Origin of the sequence: Acidovorax sp. 210-6 (assembly GCF_010020825.1) — a bacterium.
GTDB lineage: Bacteria > Pseudomonadota > Gammaproteobacteria > Burkholderiales > Burkholderiaceae_C > Simplicispira > Simplicispira sedimenti.
The window spans coordinates 143,664-170,444 of record NZ_JAACJE010000001.1; the positions used below are offsets into that span (position 1 = coordinate 143,664).

General features: G+C 65.5%; 20 protein-coding genes. 10 read left to right on the forward strand and 10 right to left on the reverse strand.

From position 1 onward, the window contains the following. Positions 1–7: 7 nt before the first annotated feature. The gene (locus GWK50_RS00680; protein WP_197905041.1) at positions 8–427 is read right to left on the reverse strand and encodes a divergent PAP2 family protein; all 420 of its coding nucleotides are present in this window, start codon (positions 425–427) and stop codon (positions 8–10) included. Positions 428–429: 2 nt separating this feature from the next. Continuing rightward, complete coding sequence (locus GWK50_RS00685; protein ID WP_242455248.1) at positions 430–1,344, reverse strand: decaprenyl-phosphate phosphoribosyltransferase; 915 nt, start codon at positions 1,342–1,344, stop codon at positions 430–432. On the opposite strand from GWK50_RS00685, the gene GWK50_RS00690 reads away from it, so the two are divergent. The 4 genes from GWK50_RS00690 to GWK50_RS00705 all read left to right on the forward strand — a co-directional run bounded on the left by GWK50_RS00690 (position 1,344) and on the right by GWK50_RS00705 (position 5,343). Continuing rightward, positions 1,344–1,757: a GtrA family protein gene (locus tag GWK50_RS00690; RefSeq protein WP_162014819.1), complete on the forward strand. Its 414-nt coding sequence runs from the start codon at positions 1,344–1,346 to the stop codon at positions 1,755–1,757. The genes GWK50_RS00685 and GWK50_RS00690 overlap by 1 nt on opposite strands. Positions 1,758–1,780: 23 nt before the next feature. Beyond that, positions 1,781–3,055 (forward strand): FAD-binding oxidoreductase, encoded by a 1,275-nt coding sequence (locus GWK50_RS00695; RefSeq protein ID WP_242455249.1) that lies wholly within the window; start codon positions 1,781–1,783, stop codon positions 3,053–3,055. Further along, positions 3,056–3,808 carry an SDR family NAD(P)-dependent oxidoreductase gene (locus GWK50_RS00700; RefSeq protein WP_162014821.1) on the forward strand — a complete coding sequence of 251 codons (753 nt, stop codon included), beginning with the start codon at positions 3,056–3,058 and terminating at the stop codon, positions 3,806–3,808. 110 nt (positions 3,809–3,918) lie between these two features. Next, on the forward strand, positions 3,919–5,343 hold the full coding sequence (locus GWK50_RS00705) for a hypothetical protein (protein ID WP_162014822.1): 1,425 nt from the start codon (positions 3,919–3,921) through the stop codon (positions 5,341–5,343). Here the strand turns inward: GWK50_RS00705 and glnE are convergent. Further along, positions 5,311–8,079: a bifunctional [glutamate--ammonia ligase]-adenylyl-L-tyrosine phosphorylase/[glutamate--ammonia-ligase] adenylyltransferase gene (gene glnE, locus GWK50_RS00710; protein WP_242455250.1), complete on the reverse strand. Its 2,769-nt coding sequence runs from the start codon at positions 8,077–8,079 to the stop codon at positions 5,311–5,313. The two genes, GWK50_RS00705 and glnE, sit on opposite strands and share 33 nt — an antisense overlap. A gap of 82 nt (positions 8,080–8,161) precedes the next feature. On the opposite strand from glnE, the gene GWK50_RS00715 reads away from it, so the two are divergent. The 3 genes from GWK50_RS00715 to GWK50_RS00725 all read left to right on the forward strand — a co-directional run bounded on the left by GWK50_RS00715 (position 8,162) and on the right by GWK50_RS00725 (position 14,539). Continuing rightward, on the forward strand, positions 8,162–12,289 hold the full coding sequence (locus GWK50_RS00715) for a YhdP family protein (protein ID WP_242455251.1): 4,128 nt from the start codon (positions 8,162–8,164) through the stop codon (positions 12,287–12,289). Then, on the forward strand, positions 12,289–13,107 hold the full coding sequence (locus GWK50_RS00720) for a carbon-nitrogen hydrolase family protein (RefSeq protein ID WP_162014824.1): 819 nt from the start codon (positions 12,289–12,291) through the stop codon (positions 13,105–13,107). Before GWK50_RS00715 ends, GWK50_RS00720 begins: the two co-directional genes overlap by 1 nt. 283 nt (positions 13,108–13,390) lie before the next feature. Beyond that, positions 13,391–14,539: an MltA domain-containing protein gene (locus GWK50_RS00725; RefSeq protein WP_242455252.1), complete on the forward strand. Its 1,149-nt coding sequence runs from the start codon at positions 13,391–13,393 to the stop codon at positions 14,537–14,539. Between the two features lie 65 nt (positions 14,540–14,604). Here the strand turns inward: GWK50_RS00725 and GWK50_RS00730 are convergent, their stop codons facing one another. The 7 genes from GWK50_RS00730 to GWK50_RS00760 all read right to left on the reverse strand — a co-directional run bounded on the left by GWK50_RS00730 (position 14,605) and on the right by GWK50_RS00760 (position 20,400). After that, complete coding sequence (locus GWK50_RS00730; protein WP_162014826.1) at positions 14,605–14,994, reverse strand: hypothetical protein; 390 nt, start codon at positions 14,992–14,994, stop codon at positions 14,605–14,607. Continuing rightward, positions 14,991–15,449 (reverse strand): lysozyme inhibitor LprI family protein, encoded by a 459-nt coding sequence (locus tag GWK50_RS00735; protein WP_162014827.1) that lies wholly within the window; start codon positions 15,447–15,449, stop codon positions 14,991–14,993. The genes GWK50_RS00730 and GWK50_RS00735 overlap by 4 nt, the downstream gene beginning before the upstream one ends. A gap of 5 nt (positions 15,450–15,454) precedes the next feature. Continuing rightward, positions 15,455–15,817, reverse strand: a complete 363-nt coding sequence (locus GWK50_RS00740) for a hypothetical protein (RefSeq protein ID WP_162014828.1) — start codon at positions 15,815–15,817, stop codon at positions 15,455–15,457. Then, positions 15,814–17,490 carry a TPM domain-containing protein gene (locus GWK50_RS00745; RefSeq protein ID WP_162014829.1) on the reverse strand — a complete coding sequence of 559 codons (1,677 nt, stop codon included), beginning with the start codon at positions 17,488–17,490 and terminating at the stop codon, positions 15,814–15,816. Before GWK50_RS00745 ends, GWK50_RS00740 begins: the two co-directional genes overlap by 4 nt. Positions 17,491–17,643: 153 nt before the next feature. After that, complete coding sequence (locus tag GWK50_RS00750) at positions 17,644–18,810, reverse strand: helix-turn-helix transcriptional regulator (RefSeq protein ID WP_162014830.1); 1,167 nt, start codon at positions 18,808–18,810, stop codon at positions 17,644–17,646. A 115-nt stretch (positions 18,811–18,925) separates the two neighbouring features. After that, positions 18,926–19,705 (reverse strand): DUF3667 domain-containing protein, encoded by a 780-nt coding sequence (locus tag GWK50_RS00755; protein ID WP_162014831.1) that lies wholly within the window; start codon positions 19,703–19,705, stop codon positions 18,926–18,928. A 209-nt stretch (positions 19,706–19,914) separates the two neighbouring features. Next, positions 19,915–20,400, reverse strand: coding sequence for an Lrp/AsnC family transcriptional regulator (locus tag GWK50_RS00760; RefSeq protein WP_162014832.1), 486 nt, complete (start codon positions 20,398–20,400; stop codon positions 19,915–19,917). A 183-nt stretch (positions 20,401–20,583) separates the two neighbouring features. Between GWK50_RS00760 and GWK50_RS00765 the strand changes: the two genes are divergently transcribed. The 3 genes from GWK50_RS00765 (at position 20,584) to secD (ending at position 26,773) form a co-directional block, all read left to right on the forward strand. Beyond that, positions 20,584–24,144: an indolepyruvate ferredoxin oxidoreductase family protein gene (locus tag GWK50_RS00765; protein WP_162014833.1), complete on the forward strand. Its 3,561-nt coding sequence runs from the start codon at positions 20,584–20,586 to the stop codon at positions 24,142–24,144. Between the two features lie 275 nt (positions 24,145–24,419). Beyond that, positions 24,420–24,752 carry a preprotein translocase subunit YajC gene (gene yajC / locus GWK50_RS00770; protein WP_162014834.1) on the forward strand — a complete coding sequence of 111 codons (333 nt, stop codon included), beginning with the start codon at positions 24,420–24,422 and terminating at the stop codon, positions 24,750–24,752. Positions 24,753–24,886: 134 nt separating this feature from the next. Further along, positions 24,887–26,773: a protein translocase subunit SecD gene (gene secD, locus GWK50_RS00775; RefSeq protein ID WP_162014835.1), complete on the forward strand. Its 1,887-nt coding sequence runs from the start codon at positions 24,887–24,889 to the stop codon at positions 26,771–26,773. Positions 26,774–26,781 lie beyond the last annotated feature (8 nt).

Sequence of the window (26,781 nt, forward strand, 5' to 3'; positions counted from 1 at the left end):
TGCTGTGTCAACTGACCAAAGTCGCGTTGACCATTGCAGCGACAGCGATGCCTACGGCGATGCCGGCCGCAATCTCCCATCGGGTGTGGCCTATGCGTTCGCGCAGGGCTTGGTGATCTGCCGTATCGGCTGCCAGCTTGTTGATGGCGGTGGCGTGCTTCCCGACCTGTTGGCGCAAGCTGTTGGCGTCAAGCATCACGACAAAGGCCAAGGTGACGGCAACGCCGAAGGCGGGTGTTCCCATGCCATCCTTGAGTGCAATGAGCGCGGCCATGCTGCTGACGATGGCGCTGTGGTTGCTGGGAAACCCTCCATAGCCAATCAGGCCGAACGCGAGCTTTTTGGCCTTGAAGCTGTTGATGGCGAACTTGGAGACGCCAGCGACGAGCCAGGCAAGAAATGGAGTCAAGGCGTAAGAGAAGTCCAAGATCACCCCCGCACCGGCCAAAGCGCCCAACTGCAAGCGGCAATCCAAATCAGTATGGTGAGCAGCAACTGCCAGTCCACGAACAATGCGTCTGTGGGCGACTCTCCCGCATCCAGCGCCTCGACCACGAACCAGTAGCGGAACAGGCCGAACAGCACCAACGGCACCGTGATCACCAACTCGGGCTTGGTGGACATCACAAACATGCTGTAGAAGAGCAGTGCCCCGGTTGCAGACATCTCGGCATAGCGATCCACCAGTGCGACAGTGTATTTTTCGAGCACTTGGCGGCCCTCTGTGCCGCTCTGGCTGAGCTCCTGGCGCCGCTTGACGGCTGCCAGATACAGTGCCAGACACAGGGTCGTGATGAACATCCAGGAAGACACTGGAACCTCCAGGGCCATGGCTCCTGCGTAGACGCGCAGGACAAAACCGATGGCGATGGTGAAAATGTCAACCACTGGTTGGTGCTTGAGAACGAAGGTGTACGCCAAATTCAAAGCCAGATAGGCCGCGATGATCAGCCCTACCTTGGGGGCTGTGAACCAGCCCCATGCCAGTACTGCGTAAAGAATTGCCAGCAGAATCAATGCGCTGGGCAGCGCGACGACGCCAGAGGCCAGTGGGCGTGTCTTGGACTTCTTGGGGTGGCGACGATCGCGCTCAATGTCGTGCAGATCATTGACGACATAAGCGGCCGATGATGCGATGCAAAACAACAGCATGGCCAGCAGCGCATGACTGACAGCCCTGCCGTCCATGAAGGCACCGGAAAACATCAACGGAGCCAATACAAAGCCGTTTTTGACCCACTGCTTTGGACGCATGAGCTGGATGAGGCCCATCATGTGCATGCGAGATGAGTGGGTGGTTGCGGTACCATTCATTGATTTTTGAGCCTCGGCGGTGTCATCCAATGTTTGCCTTGTCCAAACTGGCAATTAACTATGCCATTTTTGCACTCATTGCAACCGCAGCAAACATCAGCGCTCAGGATCTGCTTATTCGTGCCTACAGTGGCGAATTTTCCGTTATTGCTTCGGTGGCACTTGGCACGGGAGTCGGGCTTGTCGTTAAGTACATTCTGGACAAGCACTATATCTTTCGTTTCCAGGCACGCAGCGTCGGGCATGACACCCGGATTTTTGCACTTTACACCGTCATGGGAATGGCTACGACCTTGATTTTCTGGGGTTTTGAATTTGGTTTTCACCATGTTTTCGAAACCAAAGAAATGCGTTACCTTGGCGGTGTGTTAGGTCTGGCAATCGGCTACTTGGCCAAGTACCACCTCGACAAGCGCTACGTTTTTCGGGCGGGGCTCGGATGAGGCCGGTGGGCTCGTGGGGGCGTTTGAGTGCCGATCCTCACCATGTTGTAGGTCTTTCGGATCTGCACAGTGTCAGGGATGTTGTTGCTCAAGGGCCTCATCCAGGTGTGGCCCATGGCATGGGCCGCAGTTATGGTGACGTCTGTCTGAATCCGGGAGGCACGCTTTGGGCCACGACCTCCCTCGATCATTTCATCGCTTTCGATAGCAGTACCGGGCGTCTCGTGTGCGAGGCCGGAGTCCTGCTCAAGGACATTCAGCGCTTGTTTATTCCTCGTGGCTGGATTCTTCCCGTCACTCCAGGGACACAATTGGTGACCGTGGGCGGTGCTATTGCGAACGACGTACACGGCAAGAACCACCACGTGGTGGGGTCATTTGGAGACCATGTCCAAAGTCTCACCATGGCACGTACGGATGGAGAAATCATCCAGTGCGGACCGGACCAGCGCGCAGAGTGGTTCCGCGCAACTGTGGGTGGGATCGGTCTCACAGGGGTGATCACTCAGGCGGAGATCCAGTTGCGTCCTGTGCGTGGCCCATGGTTGGATACGGAGACCATTCCCTTTGCGGGCCTGGATGAGTTTTTTCGGCTTGCGGATGATTCCGAGGCTGCTTGGGAGCACACCGTCTCATGGATTGACTGTCTGGCTCCGGGCCGTGGACGGGGGCTGTTCATGCGCGGCAATCACACCCATACCGAACACGGCCCGGCGCCCAAGGCACGCAGTTTCGGTGTTCCTGTGGCTCCCCCTGTTTCCATGGTCAACCAGCTGTCCTCGCGTCCCCTGAATGCAGCGTATTACCACCTCCAGCGGTGGAAGGCGGGGTGCTCTGTCGCTCACCACGAGTCATTTTTCTACCCTCTCGACCATCTGCACGATTGGAATCGAATGTACGGCCCCAAGGGTTTTTTCCAGTACCAAAGTGTGGTGCCGCGCGATGTGGGGCAAGACGCAGTTCAAGCCATGCTGAGAGAGATATCCCGATCAAGGGATGGCTCGTTTCTCGCCGTGCTCAAGACGTTCGGCAACCGCCAGCCCTTGGGGATGCTGAGTTTCCCGCAACCTGGAGTGACACTTGCGCTGGACTTTCCAAACCGGGGCGCGCGCATCCAAAAGCTGTTCGAGCGTCTGGATGCGATCGTCCGTGAGGCGAGAGGGCGTCTGTATCCGGCCAAAGATGCGCGAATGCCCAGAGATCTTTTCGAGGCTGGTTATCCGCGCTTGGCAGAATTCATGAAATACCGGGATCCGGGGATCAGTTCCGGTTTTTCGCGTCGCTTGCTGGGGAGTTGAATGCAGATAATCAAGAAGATCGTCATCGTTGGCGCCACATCTGCGATTGCGGAACGATGCGCCCGGCGTTGGTTGGAGCAAATGCCTATCGATCTGACATTGGTAGGACGCGATGCACAGCGCGTTGAACGGGTGGCGGCGGATCTCAGAGTTCGCAGTCCCCAATCAGAGATTCGGGTTGTTGAGGCAGACTTTTTGGACCCAGTAGCCATAGATGCGCTGGTCGGAGCAATTGCCCAATCAGGTCACATTGATGTCGCACTGATAGCCCATGGATCGTTGCCTGAACAAACCGAGTGTCAGTCCGACCTGACATCTTGTCGCGATGCACTGGAAATCAACGGTGTGTCGCCGGTTCTCTTTGCAGAGGCCTTCGCCAAGCAAATGGAGATGGCCCAACGTGGCACCCTGGCATTGATTGGGTCTGTGGCAGGAGACCGAGGGCGGAAATCCAATTATGTGTATGGCGCCGCCAAGGGGATGGTCGCACGTTATGCCCAAGGGCTGCAGCACCGTTTTTCAGGGACGGGTGTCAAGGTCGTGTTGGTAAAGCCTGGCCCGACCGACACCCCCATGACGGCTCACCTCAAGGCCAAGGGAGCCAGGCTGGCGAAGGTTGACGATGTTGCAAAGGCAATTGTCGATGCGGTCATGGTGGGAAAGCCCATGCTTTACACGCCAGGAAAATGGGTGGTTATCATGAAAATAATACAACACATCCCCAACAAAATATTCAATAAATTGAATATATAGCGCTGCTCAATTTTAATGGGGTGGCATCTTGTCTTTTTAATTATCAATATCCTGTGAAATATCGTGCTTCCATTAAAATCAAGGCGTAACCTGATATTTTTAATCGCTTCATGTGTCCAGAATTTCCTCAGTGGTTCCGCCTGTTTTCTAAAAAAACCTGGTTTGGCGCCAGTTTATGGGTCGTCATTGCGGTCGTATTGTGGTCCAGTGAAGGGCCCTCTATCAATACGGGTGACTGGGATCGCGTGACTGTGCCTGCCGGATTTTTGGCGCCCTCTTGGGAACCCATGCAAGCACAGTATTCGCTGGGTGCTTCGGCGCAAATTACCAATAACAGCAGCATGGGCGTTTTGCTCAGCACCATGGGTTGGATCATACAGCGCGTGGGACAAACTACTTTGCTGACAGCACCCATCTTTTTGGCCTTGGCATCGGCAATGGCGGTCGGGGTTTTTTTTCTCGCCCACCAAAAGCGGGAACCTTCCGGTCTTCTGGCGTTGAGCATTTTTTTTCTGGCTCTGCTGTGCTATGCGGTTTATCTCAAATCATTCTATGGTGAGGCGTTGGTCTTGGCTTTGGTGCCGGTGCTATGTGTTGGCATAAGGCAGTTGGTGTTGGAGAACAAGGCCTTGCTTTTTACGTTGAGCGCGGTGGTTGTTCTTTATGCAAAGCAGCAAATGATTTTTGTTGCTCCTGTTATTTTGATTCTGTTGCTCAGAAACATGTGGCTGCATGGGGCGGCCAATCCAAGGCTCTGGGCCTCCTTGTTTTGCATTATTTCTGTTTGTGCCATGCTTTTGAGGGCACATCCTGAAAACAAGGCGCCAAATCAATACAACCGCTATTTCAACGGTGTGGGTTGGAGTCTTTTGCAGTCGTCCAACTGGCCTGCACAGCGGTTTGAAGAGCGACACCCATATTTCTACCAGCACCAACAGCAGCTCAAAACCCTGTTCCCTGACGCATTGCCACATTACAACTACCTGGGGACTTCGTACTTGCCCACAGCCAGCACCTTGTTGGATACGGCCCGGCGCTCAGACAGCACCGACGCGCAGAAGACGCAGGCGCAGGACCTTTTTGATCAGCTTGTCGTCCAAGGCCGTCCGGATGTCTATCTGTTGACCTTGGTGCAACACCCGGTGATTTTGTGGCGGCTGGTAAAAAATACCTATCTGACCTTGGTGCGCTCAAACTATGCTGTCGACTACACCCGCTCAGGATTACGTCTGGCTCCAGCAGTAGCACAGGTTCTGATCAATGCACAAACCCTGCTCGCCCGTATGTTTGGCTGGGTATTTGTCGTGACGCTCCTGATGGCGCTGGTGTACCGTAGATCGCTGTTCTCCGCTGCGATTGCTGTATGGATGCTGCTCGCGCCTTTGGCGGTAGTGGCGGGCGACGGGTACTTTGAGTTCGAAAAGCATATGACAGCTTTTTTCGTATTTTTACCCTGCGCTGTGATGGCCGTCATATTGAGATCGCCCCAGGCATCCGCTGCCTCACCTTCCGAAAACGGCCTCCCACAAGGCTAGCACCGCTGCTTGTTCCGTTTGTAGTTCTGCCTGCGGCCGCTGCGTAGGCACTTCGTCCAGCCGCGCACGGTGTTGTACGCGGCGCAGTTCGCGGTAGGCGCTGGCAGCTGCCTGGCCTACGCCGGGGGGCAGCAGGCCTGCGGCCTCTGCGCGCTGCAGCAGGGCGATGTTGCCCACGTTGTCCACCAGCTCGGGGTGGGCTGCGGATTGCGACAGCACCAGGTACTGCACGGCGAATTCGGCGTCCACCATGCCGCCGGGGCTGTGCTTGACGTCGAACTGTCCCTCGGGTGCGGGGTGCGCTGCGCGCACGCGCTCGCGCATGGCGTGGATTTCCTGGCGCAGTGCTGCTGGATCGCGTTCTGCCGTGATCACTGCCTTGCGCACGGCGTCAAAGCGTTCGCGCAACGGGGGCTGGGTGGCTGCGGCGTCGCTGGGCAGGTCTTCGCTGCCCAGCACAAAGCGGGCGCGTGTCATGGCCTGGTGTTCCCAGGTCCAGGCGGTGTTGCTGCCGCGCTGTTGCTGGTACTTGGCATAGGCCTCGAAGCTGGTGACCAGCAGGCCGGAGTTGCCGTTGGGGCGGAGTTGGGTATCGATCTCGAACAGGTCGCCTTCGCCCGTCTTGACGGTGAGCCAGTTGATGAGCTTGCGCACGAAGGCGGCGTAGATCTCGGGTGCGCGTTCGTCGTCATCGTCGAACACGAACACGATATCGAGGTCGCTGCCGTAGCCCAGCTCTTTGCCGCCGAGCTTGCCGTAGCCAATGATGCCGAACTGCGGCGTGTCGCGGTGGCGTTGCTTGAGGCGGCTCCAGCACCATTGGGCGGTGATGCGCAGCACGCTGTCGGCCAGCAGCGAGAGGTCGTCGGCCACCTGTTCCACGGTGATGCGGCCCTCCACGTCGCGCGCCAGGGTGCGGAAGGTTTCCGCATGGTGCGCGCGGCGCAGCAGGTTGAGCAGGGCCTCGTCGTCGTCTTCCTGGGTCGAGCGCAGGGAGGCCAGGCGCAGTTGCAGGTCACGCTCGAAGTCGGCGGCCACAAAGCGTTCCGACAGCAACTGGCTGCCGGCCAGCTCGTCGATGACGCCGGGGTGCTGCAGCAGGTAGCGTGCGGGCCAGCGGGCGGCGCCCAGCAGGTGCAGCAGTTGTTCGTGTACGGCGGGGCGCTCCAGCAGCAGGGCCAGGTAGCTTTCGCGGCGCATCAGTGGCTCCAGCCAGTTGACCAGGCGCACGGCGGCTTCTTCGCCCACGCGGCCTTCGCGCACCCATTGGGCCGTGCGCTGCACCAGGCGCAGCAATCGCCCCCGGGCCTCTTCGCGCAGAGCGGCCACGCGGGGGTGGTTGCGCCACTCGGCCACGCGTTCGTGCAGCAGGGGGGGGAGCTGTTCGAGCAGGCTTTCCAGCTCGGGTGTGCTGGCTGCACCGTTGGCGGAGCCGCCGTTGCAGCCATTGCATTTCTTGGGTTCTTCGGCGCCCAGCAGCGTGTCGAACTCCTGCGCCACCAGTTCGCGGTGCAGGTTCAGTTCGTGCAGGAATGCAGGGCAGTCGGGGTAACCCATGGTCTGGGCGATCCAGGTCAGGTCGTCATCGCGCGTGGGCAGGACATGGGTCTGCTGGTCGTCCAGGTACTGGATGCGGTGCTCCACCTGGCGCAGGAAGGTGTAGGCGCGCGCCAGGGCCTGTGCAGACTGCGGTGGCATGAGGCCTGCGGTCGCCAGGCGTTGCAAGGCGTCCAGCGTGGGGCGGCGGCGCAGCTCTGGGAACTGCCCGCCGCGCACCACCTGCAACAGTTGCACGGTGAACTCGATTTCGCGGATGCCCCCGCGCGAGAGTTTGACGTCGTTGGCGCGCTCGGGGTGGCCTGCGCTGCGCTTGGTGGCGTGTTCGCGGATCTGGCGGTGCAGGCTGCGCAGGGACTCGAACACGTTGTAGTCCAGGTAGCGCCGGAACACAAAGGGCAGCACCACACCGCGCAAGGCCTGCACGGCCGTACCGGCAATGCTGTCGCTGGGCGCAACCACGCGGCTCTTGAGCCAGGCAAAGCGTTCCCATTCGCGGCCTTGCACCTGCAGGTATTCCTCCAGCGCTGCCAGCGATACGGCGGGCGGCCCCGAGTTGCCGTTGGGCCGCAGCGCCAGGTCCATGCGGAAGACGCAGCCATGCTCGGTGGTGTCGCCCACCGTGGTGTGGATGAGCCGGGCCACGCGGGCAAAGTATTCGGGGTTGGAGATGCGCCCGCGCCCGTCGGGGGTGCCGCTGGTTTCGCCGTCGTGCTCGTACACGTAGATCAGGTCGATGTCACTGGACACGTTGAGTTCGCGTGCGCCCAGCTTGCCCATGCCGATGATCCAGAACTCGACCGGCTGGCCTTCGGGGCCGCAGGGGTGGCCGTGGCGGCTGTCCAGTTCGGCGCGGGCCTGGCGGCAGGCCTGGTCGAGCGCGATCTCTGCCAGCTCGGTCGTTGCCTGGGTGATGGTGGCCAGCGGCGCCTGGGCGCAGCAGTCCAGCTCGATGAGGCGCGCCATGACCAGTTGGCGCAGGATGCGCAGTGCTGCGGGCAGGGGCTGGCCGCGCTCCTGCAGCGCCGCCAATGTCTGCAGCATGCTGGCGCGCACCGGTGCGCCCGGCGGCAGCAGGGACCATTCGTCGGCATAGCGGCGCTGCAGGCGTTGGTAAAAGCGCGAGTGCAGGGCCGGGTCGAGGGTGGGGGCGGCGGTGGTCACAGTGGTGGGCGACAAGACGGCTGGAAAACAAGTGCCAGGGAGAAGGAACCGGCACCGGGGGTGCGGGTCATAATCCCGGCCACATCCAATGCCTGCCATGAACGTGCCTGTTGCCCATCCGACGCGCCTGCTCCGAACGATGGCATGGCTCGCCCGTTGGTCGCTGGGGCTGTTGCTGGGTGTGGCATTGCTGATGGCGGTGGCCTGGGGGGCGCTGCATGGCTGGATTGTGCCGCGTATCGGAAATTACCGTGCGCAGCTGCAAGAGCAGGCCACGCAGGTGCTGGGGGTACCGGTGCGACTGGGCACGGTGACGGCGCGCACCGAAGGCTTGATCCCGACTGTGGAGCTCGGAGATGTGGCCTTGCTCGACCCCCAGGGGCGTGAGGCACTGCGCCTGCCGCGGGTGGTGCTGGCGCTCTCGCCCCGGTCGCTGTGGAAATTCGGTTTCGAGCAGCTGTACATCGACAGCCCCGAGCTGGACATCCGGCGCACGCCCGAAGGGCGCATCCTGCTGGCCGGGTTGGAGTTGCCCGACCAGGGGCCGAACGACGGGGCGGCCGCCGACTGGTTTTTCTCGCAACCGGAACTCGTCATCCGCGGAGGTACGCTGCGCTGGACCGATGAGCTGCGCGGCGCGCCGCCCTTGGCGCTGCGGGATGTGGACATCGTGGTGCGCAACGGCAACTGGCGCCACAGCCTGCGCATCGACGCTACGCCGCCGCCCGAATGGGGCGATCGATTCACGCTGGTGGGGCGGTTCCGCCAGCCACTGCTGAGCACCCACAGCGGGCGCTGGCAGGACTGGAGTGGGCAGTTGTACGCCCAGTTTGCGCGGGTCGATGTCTCGCGCCTGCACCGCCATGTCGACCTGGGCATTGCCGTGGCACAGGGGCGCGGGGCGGTGCGTGCCTGGGTGGATGTCGAGCGCGGCCAGTGGATGGGCGGCACTGTGGACCTGGCGCTGGCCGATGTGAACACCACCCTGGCCGAGACACTCCAGCCCCTGGTGCTGCCCTCGGTGCAGGGCCGCCTGGGGGCGCGGCGTCTGGCGGGGGGCATGGAGGTTTCGACCCAGGACCTGCAGTTCACCGCCGACGACGGGCTGCGCTGGCCCGGTGGCAATGCCCGCATCAAGCACACCGAGGCGCGCAAGGGCCACCCCGAGCAGGGGGAGTTCCAGGCCGACCGGCTGGACCTGGCCCTGCTGGCGCGCATCGCCGACCGCCTGCCACTGGACGCCCAGGCACACCAGGCACTGCGCACCTACGTGCCCCAGGGCCTGGTGGAAGCCATCGAAGCGCGCTGGCAGGGGCCGCTGACCGCCCCCCGCAGCTACCAGGCACGTGGGCGTGTGTCGGGCCTGTCGCTGGCGGGCAGGCCGCAGCCCACCGAGGTGAATGGTGCGCAGGCCCAGGCGATCGGGTTGCGTGGCGCGACCATGGACTTCGACCTGACGCAGCAGGGCGGCTCGGCCACGGTGTCCATGGAGCAGGGTGCCCTGGTGTTGCCGGGGGTGTTTGAAGAGCCAGTGCTGCCGCTGGACCAGTTCCACGCCAGCGTGCAATGGCAGATCGACGGCGAGCGCATCGGCCTGCAGATCAGCGACGCACGCTTTGCCAATGCCGATGCCCAGGGCGTGGCCCGCGCCAGTTGGCAGACCAGCGATCCGGCGCGTTCGGGCAGCCGCTCTCGCTTTCCGGGGGTGTTGGACCTCAGCGGCACACTCGAACGCGCCGACGGTACGCGCGTGCACCGCTACCTGCCACTGTCCATCCCGCCCGATGCACGCCACTATGTGCGCGACGCGGTGCTGGCAGGCAATGCCAGCGATGTGCAGTTCCGCGTGCGCGGCGACCTGTACGACATGCCCTTCAACGACCCGCGCCAGGGCGAGTTTCGCATCGCGGCCAAGGTGCGCGATGTGACCTTTGGTTTCGTGCCGCCGCGCCTGCAGCCCGCAGGCGAGTCGCCCTGGCCCGTGCTGGTGCAGTTGGGCGGGGAGCTGATCTTTGAGCGCTCGTCCATGCGCGTGCGCGACGCCAGCGGGCGCTTTGAGGGCCGCCCCGGCCTGCAGGCCAGCAAGGTGCAGGCCGAGATTCCCGACCTGGCCCACACCGTGGTGGGCGTGAGCGCCGATGCGCGCGGTCCCCTGCCTGAACTGCTGGCGCTGATGAAGGCCTCACCCCTGTCGGCCATGACCGGCCACGCCCTGGACGATGCCCAGGGCAGTGGCAATGCCGACCTTCGGCTGAAGCTGGAGCTGCCGATCAGCGATATGCACAAGTCGCGCGTGCAGGGAGCGCTCACCCTGGCAGGCAACGACCTGCGCATCACGCCCGACACCCCGGCGCTGGCGCGCACGCGTGGTACGGTGCAGTTCAGTGAGACCGGCTTTGCCCTTGCGGGCGTGCAGGCCCGTGCGCTGGGGGGCGATGTGCGCCTGGAAGGCGGCATGCGCCCGCCCCCCGCAGGCCCTGCGGCGCTGGAGGCGCCCCTGCTGCAATTGCGCGCCCAGGGCACCGCCAGTGCCGAAGGGCTGCGCCAGGCACGCGAGCTCGGCGTACTGGCCCAACTGGCCCAGAAGGCCACGGGAACCACCCCCTACAGCCTGGGGTTTGCCGTGCGCAGGGGTGTGCCCGAGCTGCAGGTCAGCACCAGCCTGCAAGGCATGGCGCTGGCCTTGCCCGCACCGCTGGGCAAGGCGGCCGAGTCGGCCTTGCCGGTGCGCTTCGAGAACCAGGTCACACGCGCGTCGCTGGCGCCTGCGCCCAACGGCGCGGCGGTGCCCTTGCAGGACCGACTGGTGTTGCGTGTGGAAGGCGTGGGCGCGGTGGACTACTTGCGTGACTGGGTGGGCGGAACGTCCCAGGTGGTCAATGGCTCCGTCACGCTCGGCCTGGGCTCTCAGGAGGGAACCCCCACGCCGGAGCGCGGCGTGGCCGCCAACCTCCAGCTGGGCGATGTGGATGTGGATACCTGGCAGGCATTGCTGGCGGGCACCCCGGCGCAGGGCGGAAAGGACGCCGCCAGCACGCTGCAGGACTATCTGCCCAACGTGCTGGCCCTGCGTGCCCGCTCGGTGACCGCGCAGGGGCGCACCCTGCACGACGTGGTGGTGGGCGGATCGCGCCAGGGCCTGGTCTGGCGCGCCAACCTCGACGCCCGTGAACTCGGCGGCTACGTGGAGTACCGCCAGGCGCAGGCGCCCGATGCAGGCAGTGCCCGCCTGCACGCCCGCCTGGCGCGCATGTCCATGCCGCAAAGCGCTGCCACGCAGGTGGAGGCCATGCTGGACGCGCAGCCGTCCAGCCTGCCCGCGCTGGACATCGTGGTGGACGACTTCGAGCTGCGCGGGCGCCGCCTGGGGCGCCTGGAAGTCGAGGCCCAGAACCGGGCACTTGATGGCGGCCAGCGCGAGTGGCGGCTGGCCAAGTTCAACCTGATCACTCCCGAGGCCCAGTTCCAGGCCAGCGGGAACTGGGCTTCGCTCCAGGCACCGGGGCTGGCAACGGGCGCGGCCGCCCCCCGGCGCACGGTGCTCAATTTCCGGCTCGACATCCAGGACGCCGGGCAACTGTTGGAGCGCCTGGGTCAGAGCGGTGCGCTGCGCCGCGGCAAGGGACGCATGGAAGGCATGGTGGCCTGGCGCGGCGCGCCCGTCAGCCCCGACTACGCGACCATGACCGGCCAGGTGCAGCTGGCCATTGAAGCAGGCCAGTTCCTCAAGGCCGACCCCGGTCTGGCCAAGCTCCTGGGCGTGCTCAGCCTGCAGGCGCTGCCCCGGCGGCTGACGCTGGACTTCCGCGACGTGTTCAGCGAGGGCTTCAGCTTTGACTTTGTGCGTGGTGACGTGCGCATCGACCAGGGGGTGGCCATGACCAACAACCTGCAAATGAAGGGCGTGAACGCCGCCGTGCTGATGGAGGGCCGCGCCGACATCGAACGCGAAACCCAGGATCTGCATGTGGTGGTGGTGCCCGAGATCAACGCCATGACCGCCTCGCTCGTGGCCACGGCCATCAACCCCCTGATCGGGCTGGGCAGCTTTCTGGCGCAAATGGCCTTGCGTGGCCCGCTGATCGAGGCGGCCACGCAGGAATTCCGTATCGACGGCACCTGGACCGACCCGCGCGTCACGCGCCTGCCACGCCGCGCCCGAGGCGCAGCCACCGAGCCGGGGGCCACCACGCCGGCCTCGGACGCCTTACCCGGAGAACGCTGATGAAGATCGCTGCCGTGCAAATGGTCTCCACCCCGCGCTGGGCCGACAACCAGGCCAGCGCCCGCGCCCTGCTGGAGCAGGCTGCCGCCCAGGGGGTGGAACTGGCGGTGCTGCCCGAGTACTTTGGCGCCATCGGCGCGCGCGACACCGACAAGCTCGCCCTGCGCGAGGCGCCGGGCGAAGGCCCCATGCAGGCTTTCCTGGCCGAAAGCGCCCGTGCGCTGGGCCTGTGGATCGTGGGCGGCACCGTGCCGCTGGCCACGCCAGACCCGCACAAGGTGCGCAACACTGTGCTGGCGTATGCGCCAAGCGGCGATTGCGTGGCGCGCTACGACAAGATCCATCTGTTCCGCTTTGACAACGGCAGCGAACGCTACGACGAAGGCAGCGTCATAGAACCGGGCAACGCACCCGTGCAGTTCAGCCTGCACAGCCGCGCGGGCCAGCGCTGGTGCGTGGGGCTGAGCGTGTGCTACGACCTGCGCTTTCCCGAGCTGTACCGCCAGCACGCCCAGGCAGGCGCCGACCTGCTGCTGGTGCCCAGCGCCTTCACCTACACCACCGGCCAGGCGCACTGGGAGGTGCTGCTGCGCGCCCGCGCCATCGAGAACCAGGCCTATGTGCTGGCCCCGGCCCAGGGCGGGCGGCACGAAACCGGGCGCCGCACCTGGGGACACAGCATGCTGGTCGATGCCTGGGGCAGCGTCCAGGCGCTGCAGACGCAAGGCCCGGGACTGGTGGTGGGCACGCTGGACGCACAGCACCTGCAGCAGGTGCGCGCGCAACTGCCTGCGCTCACGCACCGGGTGTTGAAGTGAAGCATCCCCCTGAGGTGCTGCGCACCTTCCCCCCTCTCTCCAATCGCTGCGCGATTGGGGAGGGGGGACGCTCCCAGCGCGGCGGGGCGGCCCTTGCGCGGGAGCCCTGGCCTGGGGCGTGCCAGTTTCATGCGTCGCGGGTGGTGCAAGCACCCTGAAAACTTGGATGGCCTACTTGTCTTCGTCCGGCGGCTCACCTCCGGGCCGCCCCGAAAACATGGTCCACCACACGATCAGCACCAGGATCAGCAGCGCTGCCAGGGCTTCAAGCAAAATCAGAACCATGACATGGAATCTCCTGCGCCTTGGGGCGATGGCACTGATTGTAGGAACGCTGGCGGCCTGCTCTTCGGCACCCGATGTGGACACCGCGCCCGAACCACCGCTGTCCACCCGAGCGCCCGTCGCACTGCCCGGTGATGCGGGGCCCCTGCCCCCGGCGCGCATGCAGCCCAAGAGCCGCTGGGTGCCGGTGCGCTGGGCCGAGCTGCCCGGCTTTTCCGACGATGCGCTGCACGAGGCCTGGAACGCCTGGGTGCGCAGTTGCGAGCGCCCCGCGCCCGCCTTCCAGGCGCTGTGTGGCGAGGTGCGCCAGCTCAGCATTGCGAGCAGCGACGAGCAACGCGCTTGGATGGTGGCGCGCCTGCAACCCTACCGCATTGAAACGCACGACGGCCAGGCCGAGGGCCTGCTCACCGCCTACTACGAACCCCTGCTGGACGCGGCCCGCACCAGCGGCAACGGCTACCAGGTGCCGCTGTACCGCCCCCCCGCCACGCTGGGTCAGCGCAAGCCCTGGTACTCGCGCCAGGACATCGACACCCTGCCCGAGGCGCAGGCGCAACTGGCCGGGCGCGCCATTGCCTGGCTGCGCGACCCGGTGGACGCCATGGTGTTGCACATCCAGGGCTCGGGCCGCCTGCGCGTGCAAGAGCCTGACGGCAGCGTGCGCATGGTGCGCGTGGCCTACGCAGGCAGCAACGACCAGCCCTACCAGAGCGTGGGCCGCTGGTTGCTGGACCAGGGGCTCACGCGCGACGCCACCTGGCCCGGCATCAAGGCCTGGATCGCCGCCAACCCGCAGCGCGTGAACGAGCTGCTGTGGAGCAACCCGCGCTACGTGTTCTTCAAGGAGGAGCCGCTCGATGCGCTCGACGCCGGCTTCGGCCCGCGCGGTGCGCAGGGCGTGCCGCTGACGCCGGGCCGCTCCATCGCCGTGGACCGCCAGAGCATTCCGTACGGCACGCCCGTGTGGCTGGCCTCCAGCGGGCCACAGGTGCAACTGGGCCGCCTGGTGCTGGCGCAGGACACGGGCAGCGCCATCCTGGGTGCGGTGCGGGCCGACTACTTCACCGGTTGGGGCCAGGAGGCCGGGGAGATCGCCGGGCGGCTCAAGCAGGGGCTGCGGCTGTGGGCGCTCTGGCCGCGCTGAATTTTATGCCAAATTGGCCTCTGGCGCTTATTTTATAAGCGCTGGCAGCTATCAAAATAATAGCATCAGTCGGTGCTTTCAGGCGCTTCTTTGACCACCGTCAGTTGCAGCGCCCCGCCCTCGATCCGGTAGGCAAAGGTGTAGCGGCCCGGCGCCAGCGCGGTGTGGCCGTGTGGGTAGGCCGTGTCGTTGACATGCACGAGCTGGCGCGCGGCCAGTTGCACGCGGGTCTTGCGGTAGTGTGGCGGCGCGGCCGGAAAGGCGTGCCAGCGGCTGGTCTGGCCCGGCGGTACAGGCCCCAGGTCCACATCGGTGCCTTGGCGCGGCAGGCCCAGCCAGACATGCTCAAAGGGCTGCGGGCTGTCGTTGCGGATGCGCAGCCGCACCGCCTCGCGGGCCTGCGCGAGCGCGGGGACCAGCAGGCCCGCCAGTTGCAATAGCGTGCGGCGCATCATCGCGTGGCCTGCAAGCCTTCCAGGTCGTTCAGCAGCTCGCACACGCGCGCACGGCGCCGCTCCAGCGCTGCGCCGCCGATGTTCAGTGCTGCTGACGTGCCTTCGTCGGCGTGCTGGACGGTCACCCAATGGCCCTGCGCCTTGTCGAACGCCAGCCATGCGCGTTGCGCGGCGCGCAGGGCCTCGCGCTGTGCAGGATCGGTGGCCTTGAGCAGTGCGGCGTACAGGCGGTTGAGTTCCTTGTCCCAGGCCTCATAGGCTGCGCTCTGGGCGTCGCTCAGGTCCACCGTGACTCCGCCGCTGCGCTGCGCAGCCGCCGCCAGCGTCTTGTCGATGGGGTGGGCCGCGCTGCGACCGCAGAAATGTGCGGTGGCTTGGGCGGGCAGGGTGGCCAGTGCCGCCAGTGCGGCGCAGACCAGTGCGCGGTGGCTGGGTGGTGTGTGGGGGGTGGGCATGGTGATCAGGGATTCTGGAGGATTTGCAGGAGCTGCAACCCATGGCATTGCAGTGCCTGGGCCTGCGGGGCGATGCCCCAGCCGCTCCAGGCGCCGTCGTCCATTGTGGGGCGGCGCTGCATCGATAGACCCAGGCGCGTCAGCAGTGGCTCGCTGGCGTGCCAAGGCCCGTTGCCGTGGCGCAGTTCGATGAAGACCTGACCGCGCTCGCGCGTGATGCACAGCGCAAAGGGCGCGCGTTCATACCGTGCCACGAAGTTGTCGAAGGCCTGGGGCTGGTCGGTGAATTCGACCAAGGCAAAGCCCCAGTCGGCTTCCACGAAACCGAAGTGGCGGCGCAGGTCTTGCAGGCCTGGGGGTGGGGTCATTCGGCCACGCTGTAGCTCAGCAGGTCGAGCGACTGCGTGTCCTTGGGGTTCCACGACAGGCCCGATGCACGCGCGATCACGGTGTAGGTCTTGCCTTGTTCCATCTTGCCGCCGGGCATCAGCGATTCGGTGCGCGGGTCGATGTAGAGCATGGCCGTCAGGCCTTCGCTGCTGCGCATCAGCACGGCCTTCTGGCCGTTCTTGACTTTCACATCGTTGACCCATGCCGCCTTGTTGCCGGGCGGCGGGTTCAGGCTCTCTACCGTGCCCGACAGGCGCACAATCTTGCGCCAGACCTTGCTGTCCTGCGGTGGCACGGCCTTGCCGTTCTCGGCGGCGTCGGCCTTCTGGATGTCGCCCAAGGTGTTGTAGGCGATGGTCCAGTCGGAGTGGCGGGTGTCGCGGCGGATGTGGTCGGCCGCGAGCATCAGGTTTTCCGTCCAGCCGCCGCAGGCGCTCTTCTTCTTGCACAGGGGCCAGGCGGTCTTGATCCAGCGCTCCAGTTGCGCGGCCTTGTCGTGGCTGCCCATGTCCAGCCGCACGCCCGCGCCCAGCACGGCAGCGGCCTGGTTCTGCTCGGGCGCCACCACCAGCACCGCACCGTTGCCCACATCGAGCTTGCCCACGCGCAACTGGCGCATCATGGCGTGGGCGTAGTCCTCGGCGCTCTTGCCGCCCAGGTCCTTGACCAGCAGGGTCACGATTTCCACGCCCGTGGCCTGCGCGTGCTCGTACATCTGCTTTTCAAACTGGGCACGGATGGCCGGGTCCAGGACGCTGAATTCGTCGTAAACGAATTGCCCGCCCTTGGAGGGCAGGGCGCTGGCGTCGGCCTTGGGCAAGACCTGCGCTGTGGCGGTGGCGACCACCGGGGCCGGTGCAGCGGGCGCTGCCATGACTGGGGCCACGGCCGGTTGGGTGGCAGGCTTGGCGGTGGGTACGGGGGCCACAGGCGCCTGGGCCGTGGCGACCGGCTTGCCGCCCTGGCATTGCGCGCCGCCGCCCTGCAGCTCGCAGGCTTCGATCCAGCCGCTGGCGATGGCCGCCAGGCGCTTGCGGCGGCCGGGATGGGTCTGGCCGTCGGCCTCGGGGATGAGCGTGGCGATGGCGTTCTGCGCGTCCTTCAGCGGTGCGCCCATCTTGTAGAGCACGAAGCCGCTGAACTTGTCCGACTCCAGTTCGATGGGCGGCTGGCTGCCGCCGGGGACGATGGTGTGGCCCGAGAGGTGGTGACCGATCTCGTGCGCCATGATGCTCACGGGCGCCCAGTTGTTGGCCTGGGTCGCGCGGATCACTTCGCCCATGAAGGCCGGGTTGTAGGCGATGACGCGGCGCGGCACCTTGTCCGGCCCGGCCATGATGACGGCCGCCGCGTTGGGCACTTGGCCCTCCACCACCACGAAGTTGGCGGGCAGGCCGGTGTAACGCATGATTTCCGCCACCACCTGCTTGCCGCTGCTGCCGCCCTTGGACAGGTCGGGCGGCGAAAAGGCCAGCGGGCTGCCGTCGTAGGAGCAGGCCTGCAGCGTGGCGGCCAGCTCGGCGGCCAGTTGCGCACGCTGGGGCTTGGCACCGGCAACGGTGGCTTTTTGCGCCAGGGCCAGACCTGTGCTGGCGAGCCCGATCAGGGCGGCGCAGGCCCATGCCACGGGACGAAGGTAGGGTTGCTTCATGGGTGCAGGTTCCTCAGATTGGATCGGTGAATTCAGTGGGCCGTTGCGTCGATACGGGCGCGCCCCAGGTCAGTGCTCCCGCGCAAGGGCCGCCCCGCAGCGCTGCGAGAGCGGGGGAAGGCGCCAAAGGCGACTCAGGGGGGTGTCCCATCGTCAAGCCACCAGGGCCGCCACGCGCAGCACGCGCTGGGCCAGCTCGGCCTGGCCCCGGGTGCCGGTCTTGGCGTACAGGCTGGCGAGCTGGGTGCGCACGGTGGGCAGCTTCACGCCCTGGGTGTCGGCCATTTCGCGCGGCGTCATGCCCTGCAGCAGCAGGGGCAGCAGGGCCGCCTCGGCGGGTGTCAGGCCGTAGAGCGCTCCGCACACGGGCATGGCAGCGTGGGCCTGGGGCAGGGTTTCGGGCACCAGGACGAATTGGGTGATCGGCTCCTGCGCTGCCGGGCCGCCGCGCAGCGGCGTGGCCAGCGCCACCAGGGCCAGGCCCTGCGGCGTGTGCAGTCGGGCCGAAACGGGCGTGCGCGCGCTCTGACTGGCCGCATGCAGCGGGGGGAGCGCGGTATGGAGGTCGGCCAGTTGCATGGGGGCGCGCGCCTGCCAGCCGGTGGCGTGGCGCAGCAGAATGCGGCCCTCGTCCTCCACGCCCAGCCAGGTGCGCGCATGGTTGTTGAGGTAGCGCAGCGTGCCCTGCCGGTCCACGTGCAACAGGCCCAGCGGGAGCTGGTCCAGCGTGCGCTCCAGCGCCTGCGTGTGGCGCTGGGCCTGCTGCAGGCGGCGCTGGGCGCGCATGAGGCTGCGCACCCAGGGTGTGACGGCGCGCAACTGGGCGAACTGCGCGGGCGTGAATTCGGGCTGGCCCAGCTCGTTGTACAGCGCCAGCACATGCACGCCCACCTCGGGCGAGGCTTCGACGATGCTGTTGACCATGGCGTCGATGCCCAGGGGGCGCAGGTAGTCGGCGTAGAAGCCACTTCGTTTCAGTGCACTGGTGGCGATGAGCTGCTGGCTCAGGGAGCCGCCGCGTGCCAGGGCCTGTTCGTGCTGGCGTTCCAGCGCTTCGCTCCAGGCGTCCTGCCCTTGGATCAGCCGGGCGTAGCGCTCCAGGAAGTCATCGGGCATGCCCCACTGGTGGGCTGCCAGCGGGTCGCCCTCGCCAGGCAGGGGACAGAACAGCACCACCTTGTGGCTGCCCAGTGCCTGGCCCAGATGGCGCAACAGGCGCGGCACCATGCCGGGCTCGCCCACGGCCTCCAGGCTCTCGGCGATGAGGGCCTCGAAACGGGGGATCGCCAGGTGCTGTGCGTGCCAGTTCTTGTTGCTCACTGCGGCCCTTCTGCGTTGGTTGCGTGGAATGGGCTGGATGGTAGGGGTGCGCTACCGAGGGGGCATCATCCAGGTGGATGATGGGGCGGACTTTTCGCACGCCATTTGCGGTTTCTTACATCCCCATCTGCCACAGCACCAGCTCCACCACCGCCCGGGCATAGAGCGCGGTGGCTTGCCACTTGAGCACGGCGAACAGCCCACCGGCCAGCAGCAGCCGCAGGCCATCGCGCCGCAGGTCCAGCACGAAGAACTGGCGCAGTGCCAGCATGAACCACAGCGCCTGCAGCGCCGTCATGTACCAGGGGGACCAGGCCTTGTGCCACTGCATCAGGCCGGGGGACGGCACCAGCACCAGGGGTAGCTGGTTGGCCATCTGCAGTGCGATGAACACGGCCTGGCAGTACAGCGCCAAGGCCAGCAGCTCGGTGGCGTTGTAGCCCATGCGGCGACGGAACAGCAGCCAGGCGCTGACGAAGGCGGCCAGCGCGCCCAGGGAAAACGACCACTTGGAATACGCGGCGACCAGCGCATACATGCGCGCTGCGGCCTCGCTGGGAAAGGCGGGCCGGAGGTAGTCGGTGTGGCCCAGCACGATCAGCAGGCAGCCAATGGCCAGGCACAGCAATGTGAGGGGGTGCGGGTGGTCCTTGCGCCGGCCGCGCACGTATTCACGCGCCACGGTGCCGGGCTGGGGCAGCACGCGCAGCGCGTTGCGCACCATGTCCCATTCGAACCAGCGAAAGCGCGCCCAGGCCTCCTTGCGCACGGTGGCAGCGCCCATGCGGCCCGCCTTCTTCTGCCCGCACTGGGCGCAGTAGGGGCCGGTGAGCGGGGTGGTGCAGTTCAGGCAATGCGCGGTGTCGAACAGGTTGTCGATGGCGGGGAGCGTCACAGGGCGGCGGGGCGGCAGGCAGGGGCTGCGCATGGTACGCCCGCGGGCCGGGGCCTGGCATCGTTCAGGTGGATGAAGCGGAGTCGGTTTGGGGGAGCTGGATTGCTATGAATTTTATAGCTTATGGCGCTTGTCGAATATGGCTTTCAAGCGCAAATCCATCTGGAGTTGCTCATTGATAAGCGCTGTATGCTATGAAAACAATAGCTTCACATGGCTCCCTGCCGCAGGTGGCTGAGCGGCAGCGCACCGCTGGCCTTGACCTCGCCGAGCGAGAAGCTGGTGTGCATGTCCTTCACGTTGGGCAGGTGCAGCAGCACATCGCGCGCAAACTGCGAAAAGCTGTCGAGGTCGCGCGCCACCACCTGCAGCTCGAAGGTGCCGGTGCCGCTGATGTAGTGGCACGACACCACCTCGGGGATCTGGCGGATGGCCTCCTCCATGGCCTGCGTGAGGCCGCCGGTGTTGCGGTCGGCATCCAGGCGCACGAAGGCGAGCACGCCCAGGCCGATCTTGCGCCGGTCGATTTCGGCGCGGTAGCCCTTGATGAAGCCCGCCTCCTCCAGTGCGCGCACGCGGCGCCAGCAGGGCGCGGCCGAGAGGCCCACGCGCTGCGCCAGTTCGGCGTTGGTCAGGCGCGCGTCGGATTGCAGTTCCTGCAGGATGGCCAGGTCGAATTTGTCCAGGTTGTTCAAAATATCCACCAAGTGAGAAAGGATCTTTCGCAAGATAGCGCAAATGCGGCATCAAAAGCAAACACCTATCGGCGACAAGGGCATACACTCCTCTGCACACTGGAGCCGCCACCCTAACTGGCAGGCGCCCACGTTCCGCCCCACAAGACGCGGCCCCCACGAACCCGCGAAGGAGACAACACGATGAACGCACCCTTGCCCGAATCCGTCCGCAAGGCCCTCGAAACCGTCACGCTGGAAGACAAATACACCCTGGGCGAAGGCCGTGCCTTCATGAGCGGCGTGCAGGCCTTGGTGCGCCTGCCCATGCTGCAGCGCCAGCGCGACGCCGTGGCGGGGCTGAACACCGCCGGTTTCATCAGCGGCTACCGTGGCAGCCCGCTGGGCACCTACGACCAGGCGCTGTGGGCCGCGAAGAAGCACCTGGCCGAGAACCACATCGTCTTCCAGCCCGGCGTGAACGAAGAACTGGGCGCCACCGCTGTGTGGGGCACGCAGCAGCTCGATCTGTACCCCGAGAAGAAGAAATACGACGGCGTGTTCGGCATCTGGTACGGCAAGGGCCCGGGCGTGGATCGCTGCTCGGACGTGTTCAAGCACGCCAACATGGCGGGCACGGCCAAGCACGGCGGCGTGATCGCCATCGCCGGCGACGACCACATCAGCAAGAGCAGCACGGCGCCGCACCAGAGCGACCACATCTTCAAGGCCTGCGGCACGCCGGTGTTCTTCCCGAGCAATGTGCAGGACATCCTCGACATGGGCCTGCACGCCTTCGCCATGAGCCGTTTCTCGGGCGTGTGGTCGGGCATGAAGACCATCCAGGAGGTGGTGGAGTCGTCGGCCAGCGTGTCGGTGGACCCGGACCGCGTGAAGATCATCCTGCCCGAGGACTTTGCCATGCCGCCGGGCGGCCTGCATATCCGCTGGCCCGATGTGCCGCTGGAGCAGGAGGCGCGCCTCATGGACTACAAGTGGTACGCCGCCCTGGCCTACGTGCGCGCCAACAAGCTCAACTACAACGTGATCGAAGGCCCGCACGACCGCTTCGGCATCATCGCCAGCGGCAAGGCCTACAACGACACGCGCCAGGCGCTGATGGACCTGGGCCTGGACGACGACACCTGCCGCCAGCTCGGCATCCGCGTGCACAAGGTCAACGTGGTGTGGCCGCTGGAGGCCACCATCACGCGCAGCTTTGCTGAGGGGCTGCAGGAGATCCTGGTGGTGGAGGAAAAGCGCCAGGTCATCGAATACCAGCTCAAGGAAGAGCTGTACAACTGGCGCGCCGACGTGCGCCCCCATGTGCTGGGCAAGTTCGACGAGCCCGGCGGCGACGCCTCGGGCGGCGAATGGAGCATGCCCAACCCGAGCCAGAACTGGCTGCTGCGCGCCAAGGCCGACCTCACGCCGGCCATCATCGCCAAGGCCATTGCCAAGCGCCTCAAGAAACTGGGCGTGCCCGACGACATCATCGCGCGCATGGACGCGCGCATCGCCACCATCGAGGCGCGCGAGCGCGCCATGCTGGAGCTCAAGACCGACACCGGTGAACGCACGCCCTGGTTCTGCAGCGGCTGTCCGCACAACACCAGCACGCGCGTTCCCGAAGGCTCGCGCGCCGTGGCCGGCATCGGCTGCCACTACATGACGGTGTGGATGGACCGCAGCACCTCGACCTTCACGCAGATGGGCGGCGAGGGCGTGTCGTGGGTGGGGCAGTTCCCGTTCACCCAGGACAAGCATGTGTTCGCCAACCTCGGTGACGGCACCTACTTCCACAGCGGCCTGCTGGCCATCCGCCAGAGCATCGCCGCGGGCGTGAACATCACCTACAAGATCCTCTACAACGACGCCGTGGCCATGACTGGCGGCCAGCAGGTGGGCGAGCGCCCCGAGGGCCACTCGGTGCTGCAGATCATGAACAGCCTCAAGGCCGAGGGCGTGGCCAAGCTGGTCATAGTGACCGACGAGCCGCAGAAGTACGACGGCGTGCCGCTGGCCGCCGGCGTGACGGTGCATCACCGCGACGAGCTCGACCGCATCCAGCGCGAGCTGCGCGAGATCCCGGGCTGCACCGCGCTGATCTACGACCAGACCTGCGCCACCGAGAAGCGCCGCCGCCGCAAGCGCGGCAAGCTCGCCACGCCCGACAAGACGGTGATCATCAACGAGCTGGTGTGCGAGGGCTGCGGTGACTGCTCGGTCAAGTCCAACTGTCTGAGCGTCGAACCCGTGGAGACACCGTTCGGCCGCAAGCGCCGCATCAACCAGAGCACCTGCAACAAGGACTACTCCTGTGTCAACGGCTTCTGCCCGAGCTTCGTCACCATCGAGGGCGGCCAGCTGAAGAAGCCCAAGAAGGAAAAGAAGGGCGACCTCTCCAGTCTGCCCGCCCTCCCCGAGCCGGTGCTGCCGGTGGCCGAGGAGGCCTGGGGAATCGTGGTGGGCGGCGTGGGCGGCACGGGGGTGATCACCATCGGCTCGCTGCTGGGCATGGCCGCGCACCTGGACGGCAAGGGCGTGGTCACGCAGGACGCCGGCGGTCTGGCGCAAAAGGGCGGCGCGACCTGGAGCCATATCCAGATCGCCAACCGGCCCGAGGCCATCTACACCACCAAGGTCGACACCGCCAAGGCAGACCTGGTGATCGGCTGCGACTCCATCGTCGCCGCGAACAAGTACACCCTGGCCGTGATGCAGCCGGGCCGCACCTTCGTGGCGCTGAACACCCACGGCACGCCGACGGCCTCGTTCGTCACCAACCCCAACTGGCAGTTCCCCGGCGGCAACTGCGAGAGCGCCGTCATCGCGGCTGTGGGCGCGGAGCTGGTGGGGCACTTCGACGCCGAGCAGGTGGCGGTGCAGCTGCTCGGCGACAGCATCTACACCAACCCGCTGCTGCTGGGCTACGCCTGGCAGAAGGGCCGCGTGCCGCTGTCCTACGCGGCGCTGATGCGTGCCATGGAACTCAACGGCGTGCAGATCGACAACAACAAGGCGGCCTTCGAGTGGGGCCGGCGCTGCGCGCACGACCTGGCGGCCGTGCAGGCGCTGTTCCAGGCGGCCCAGGTGATCGAGTTCGTGAAGAAGCCCGCGCTGGCCGAAATCGTGGCGCAGCGTGTGGAGTTCCTCACGGGCTACCAGGATGCGGCCTACGCGGCCCAGTACCAGGCCTTCGTCGAGAAGGTGCAAGCCGCTGAAGCCAAGCTTGGCAGCAGCACGCGCCTGGCCGAGGCCGTGGCGCGCTACCTGTTCAAGCTCATGGCCTACAAGGATGAATACGAGGTGGCCCGCTTGCACACCGACAAGGCCTTCACCGACAAGATCGCCGCCCTGTTCGAGGGCGACTACAAGATCGTGCACCACATGGCGCCGCCGATGCTGGCCAAGCGCAACGACAAGGGCGAGCTGGTCAAGCAATCGTTCGGCCCGTGGATGCGCCGCGCCCTGGGCGTGCTCAGTGGCCTCAAGGGGCTGCGCGGTGGCGCGCTCGACATCTTCGGCAAGTCCGAAGAGCGCCGCATGGAGCGCGCCCTGATCCAGGAATACCGTGCCTGCATCGAGGAGCTGCTCGCCGGCCTGACGCCCGAGCGGCTGGCGCTGGCGGCCGAGATCGCGCGCATCCCCGAGGACATCCGGGGCTACGGCCATGTGAAGGAGCGCCACCTCAAGGCCGCGCGCGCCAAGTGGGACGGCCTGATGGCCCAATGGCGCAGCCCAGCGCAGCGCCAGGCGGCCTGAGCGTCAGGACTGCGGGAGCAACCAGGGCCTGCACTGCGGTGCGGGCCCTTTTTTTGTCGGTATCGTCCTGTGCTTGCTCGCCTGATGTGCCATGGCCGCACCCCTGGTCTTGTGGGGCGGTGCATGGAGGCAGCAGCTGATGTGGGTTTTGAGGGCATTTCCCGCCTGGATTGGGGGCTGTGGGCGCCCGCATACAATGTTCTGTTGGCCGCCATGCATCCTTGGGGTGCTGTAGCGGCGTGTCTCGAGAAACCTCTCGTTTGGAGTTGATTCCTGTGTTTATTTCTTCTGCTATTGCCCAGACGGCACCGGCCCCCGCTGCAGGTGGCGACATCATGAGTTCCCTGACAGGCATGTTGCCGCTGGTGCTGATGTTCGTGGTGCTGTACTTCGTCATGATCCGACCCCAGATGAAGCGCCAAAAGGAGCACCGCGCCATGATCGACGCGTTGACCAAGGGGGATGAAGTGGTCATTGCCGGGGGCATGCTCGGCAAAGTGGCGCGCATGAGCGAGCAGTATCTGGGGGTGGAGATCGCCGCTGGTGTGGAGGTGCAGGTCCAGCGTGCCTCGGTCGTGCAAGTGTTGCCCAAGGGCACTATCAAGTAACTGATGAGCATTTCCCTGAGTCGCTGGGGCGCTTCTTCCTTCTCTCGCGTTGTTGGCGAGAGGGGAGGAAAGGCCGGCGCGGCGGGGTGGCCCTGGTGCGGCGTTTGCCGGCAGGGCGTGGAAAAGGCGTAAACATGAACCGTTATCCGATCTGGAAGTACGCGATCCTGGTGGTCGCGCTGCTGATCGGGGTGCTCTACACCCTGCCCAATTTTTTTGGTGAGGCACCTGCCGTGCAGGTGTCTTCTGCCAAGGCCACTGTGAAAGTGGACGCTGCTGTGCTGCAGCGGGTGGAGGAAGCCTTGCGTGCGGCAGGTTTGTCGCCTGACTATGTGAGCCTGGAAGGCAATTCGGTGCGTGCGCGCTTCGATACGCCCGACAACCAGCTCAAGGCCAAGGACGCGATCCAGAAGGCGCTGATACCCGATCCGGCCGATCCGGCCTACATCGTGGCGCTGAACCTTGTGTCGCGCTCGCCCACCTGGCTCACGGCGTTGCACGCCCAGCCCATGTACCTGGGCCTGGACCTGCGCGGTGGCGTGCACTTCATGCTGCAGGTGGACATGCAGGCGGCTCTGACCAAGAAGGCCGAATCGTATGCCGGTGACATCCGTACCACGCTGCGCGACAAGAACATCCGCCATGGCGGCATCAGCCGCGACGGCCAGGCCGTCGAGATCAAGGTGCGCGACGAAGCCACGCGCACGGCCGCGAACAACCTGATCGCCGACCAGTTTCCCGACCTGCAGGTGGCCGTCACGCCGGACGGCACTGAGTTCAAGCTGCGCGCCACCATCAAGCCCGAGGCCACGCGCCGTGTGCAGGAGCAGGCACTCAAGCAGAACATCACCACGCTCCACAACCGGATCAACGAGCTGGGCGTGGCCGAGCCCGTGATCCAGCAGCAGGGACTGGACCGCATCGTCGTGCAGTTGCCCGGCGTGCAGGACACGGCCAAGGCCAAGGACATCCTGGGCCGCACGGCCACGCTGGAGGTGCGCTTGGTGGATGAATCCACCGAGGCGCGCGCGGCGGAACGCGGTCAGGGCGCCGTGCCTTTCGGTTCTGAGCGCTATCTGGAGCGCAACGGTCAGCCAGTGATCGTGAAGAAGCAGGTCATCCTGACCGGTGAGAACCTCACCGATGCGCAGCCTGGTTTCGACGGGCAGACGCAGGAGCCGACCGTCAACCTGACGCTTGATGCCAAGGGTGCGCGCATCTTCAAGGATGTGACGCGCGAGAACATCAACAAGCGCATGGCCATCATCCTGTTCGAGAAGGGCAAGGGCGAGGTCGTGACAGCGCCGGTCATCCGCTCCGAGATCGGTGGTGGCCGCGTGCAGATTTCCGGCCGCATGACCACCATGGAAGCCAACGACACCGCGCTGCTGTTGCGCGCTGGCTCGCTGGCCGCGCCCATGGAGATCATTGAGGAATTTACCATCGGCCCGAGCCTGGGGGCCGATAACATCGCGCGTGGCATCAACAGCGTGGTCTGGGGCATGCTGGCCATCGCGGCCTTCATGTGCGTGTACTACATGCTGTTCGGTGTGTTCTCGAGCATCGCGCTGGGGGTGAATGTGCTGATGCTGGTGGCGGTGCTGTCCATGCTGCAGGCCACGCTGACCCTGCCAGGCATCGCCGCCATGGCGCTGGCCCTGGGCGTGGCCATCGACTCGAACGTGCTCATCAACGAGCGCATTCGCGAGGAACTGCGTGAGGGTGTGTCACCCCAGATGGCCATCCATGGCGGATACGAGCGTGCCTGGGCCACCATCCTGGATTCGAACGTCACCACCTTGATCGCTGGTCTGGCGCTGCTGGCCTTCGGCTCGGGTCCGGTGCGCGGTTTTGCCGTGGTGCACTGCATCGGCATCCTGACCAGCATGTTCTCCGCCGTGTTTTTCTCGCGTGGACTGGTCAATTTCTGGTACGGCGGCAAGAAGAAGCTCAAGAGCCTGTCCATCGGCCAGATCTGGAAACCCGAGACCGACGGCGCCATTGCCGCCAAGCCGGAATAAAGGAGGAA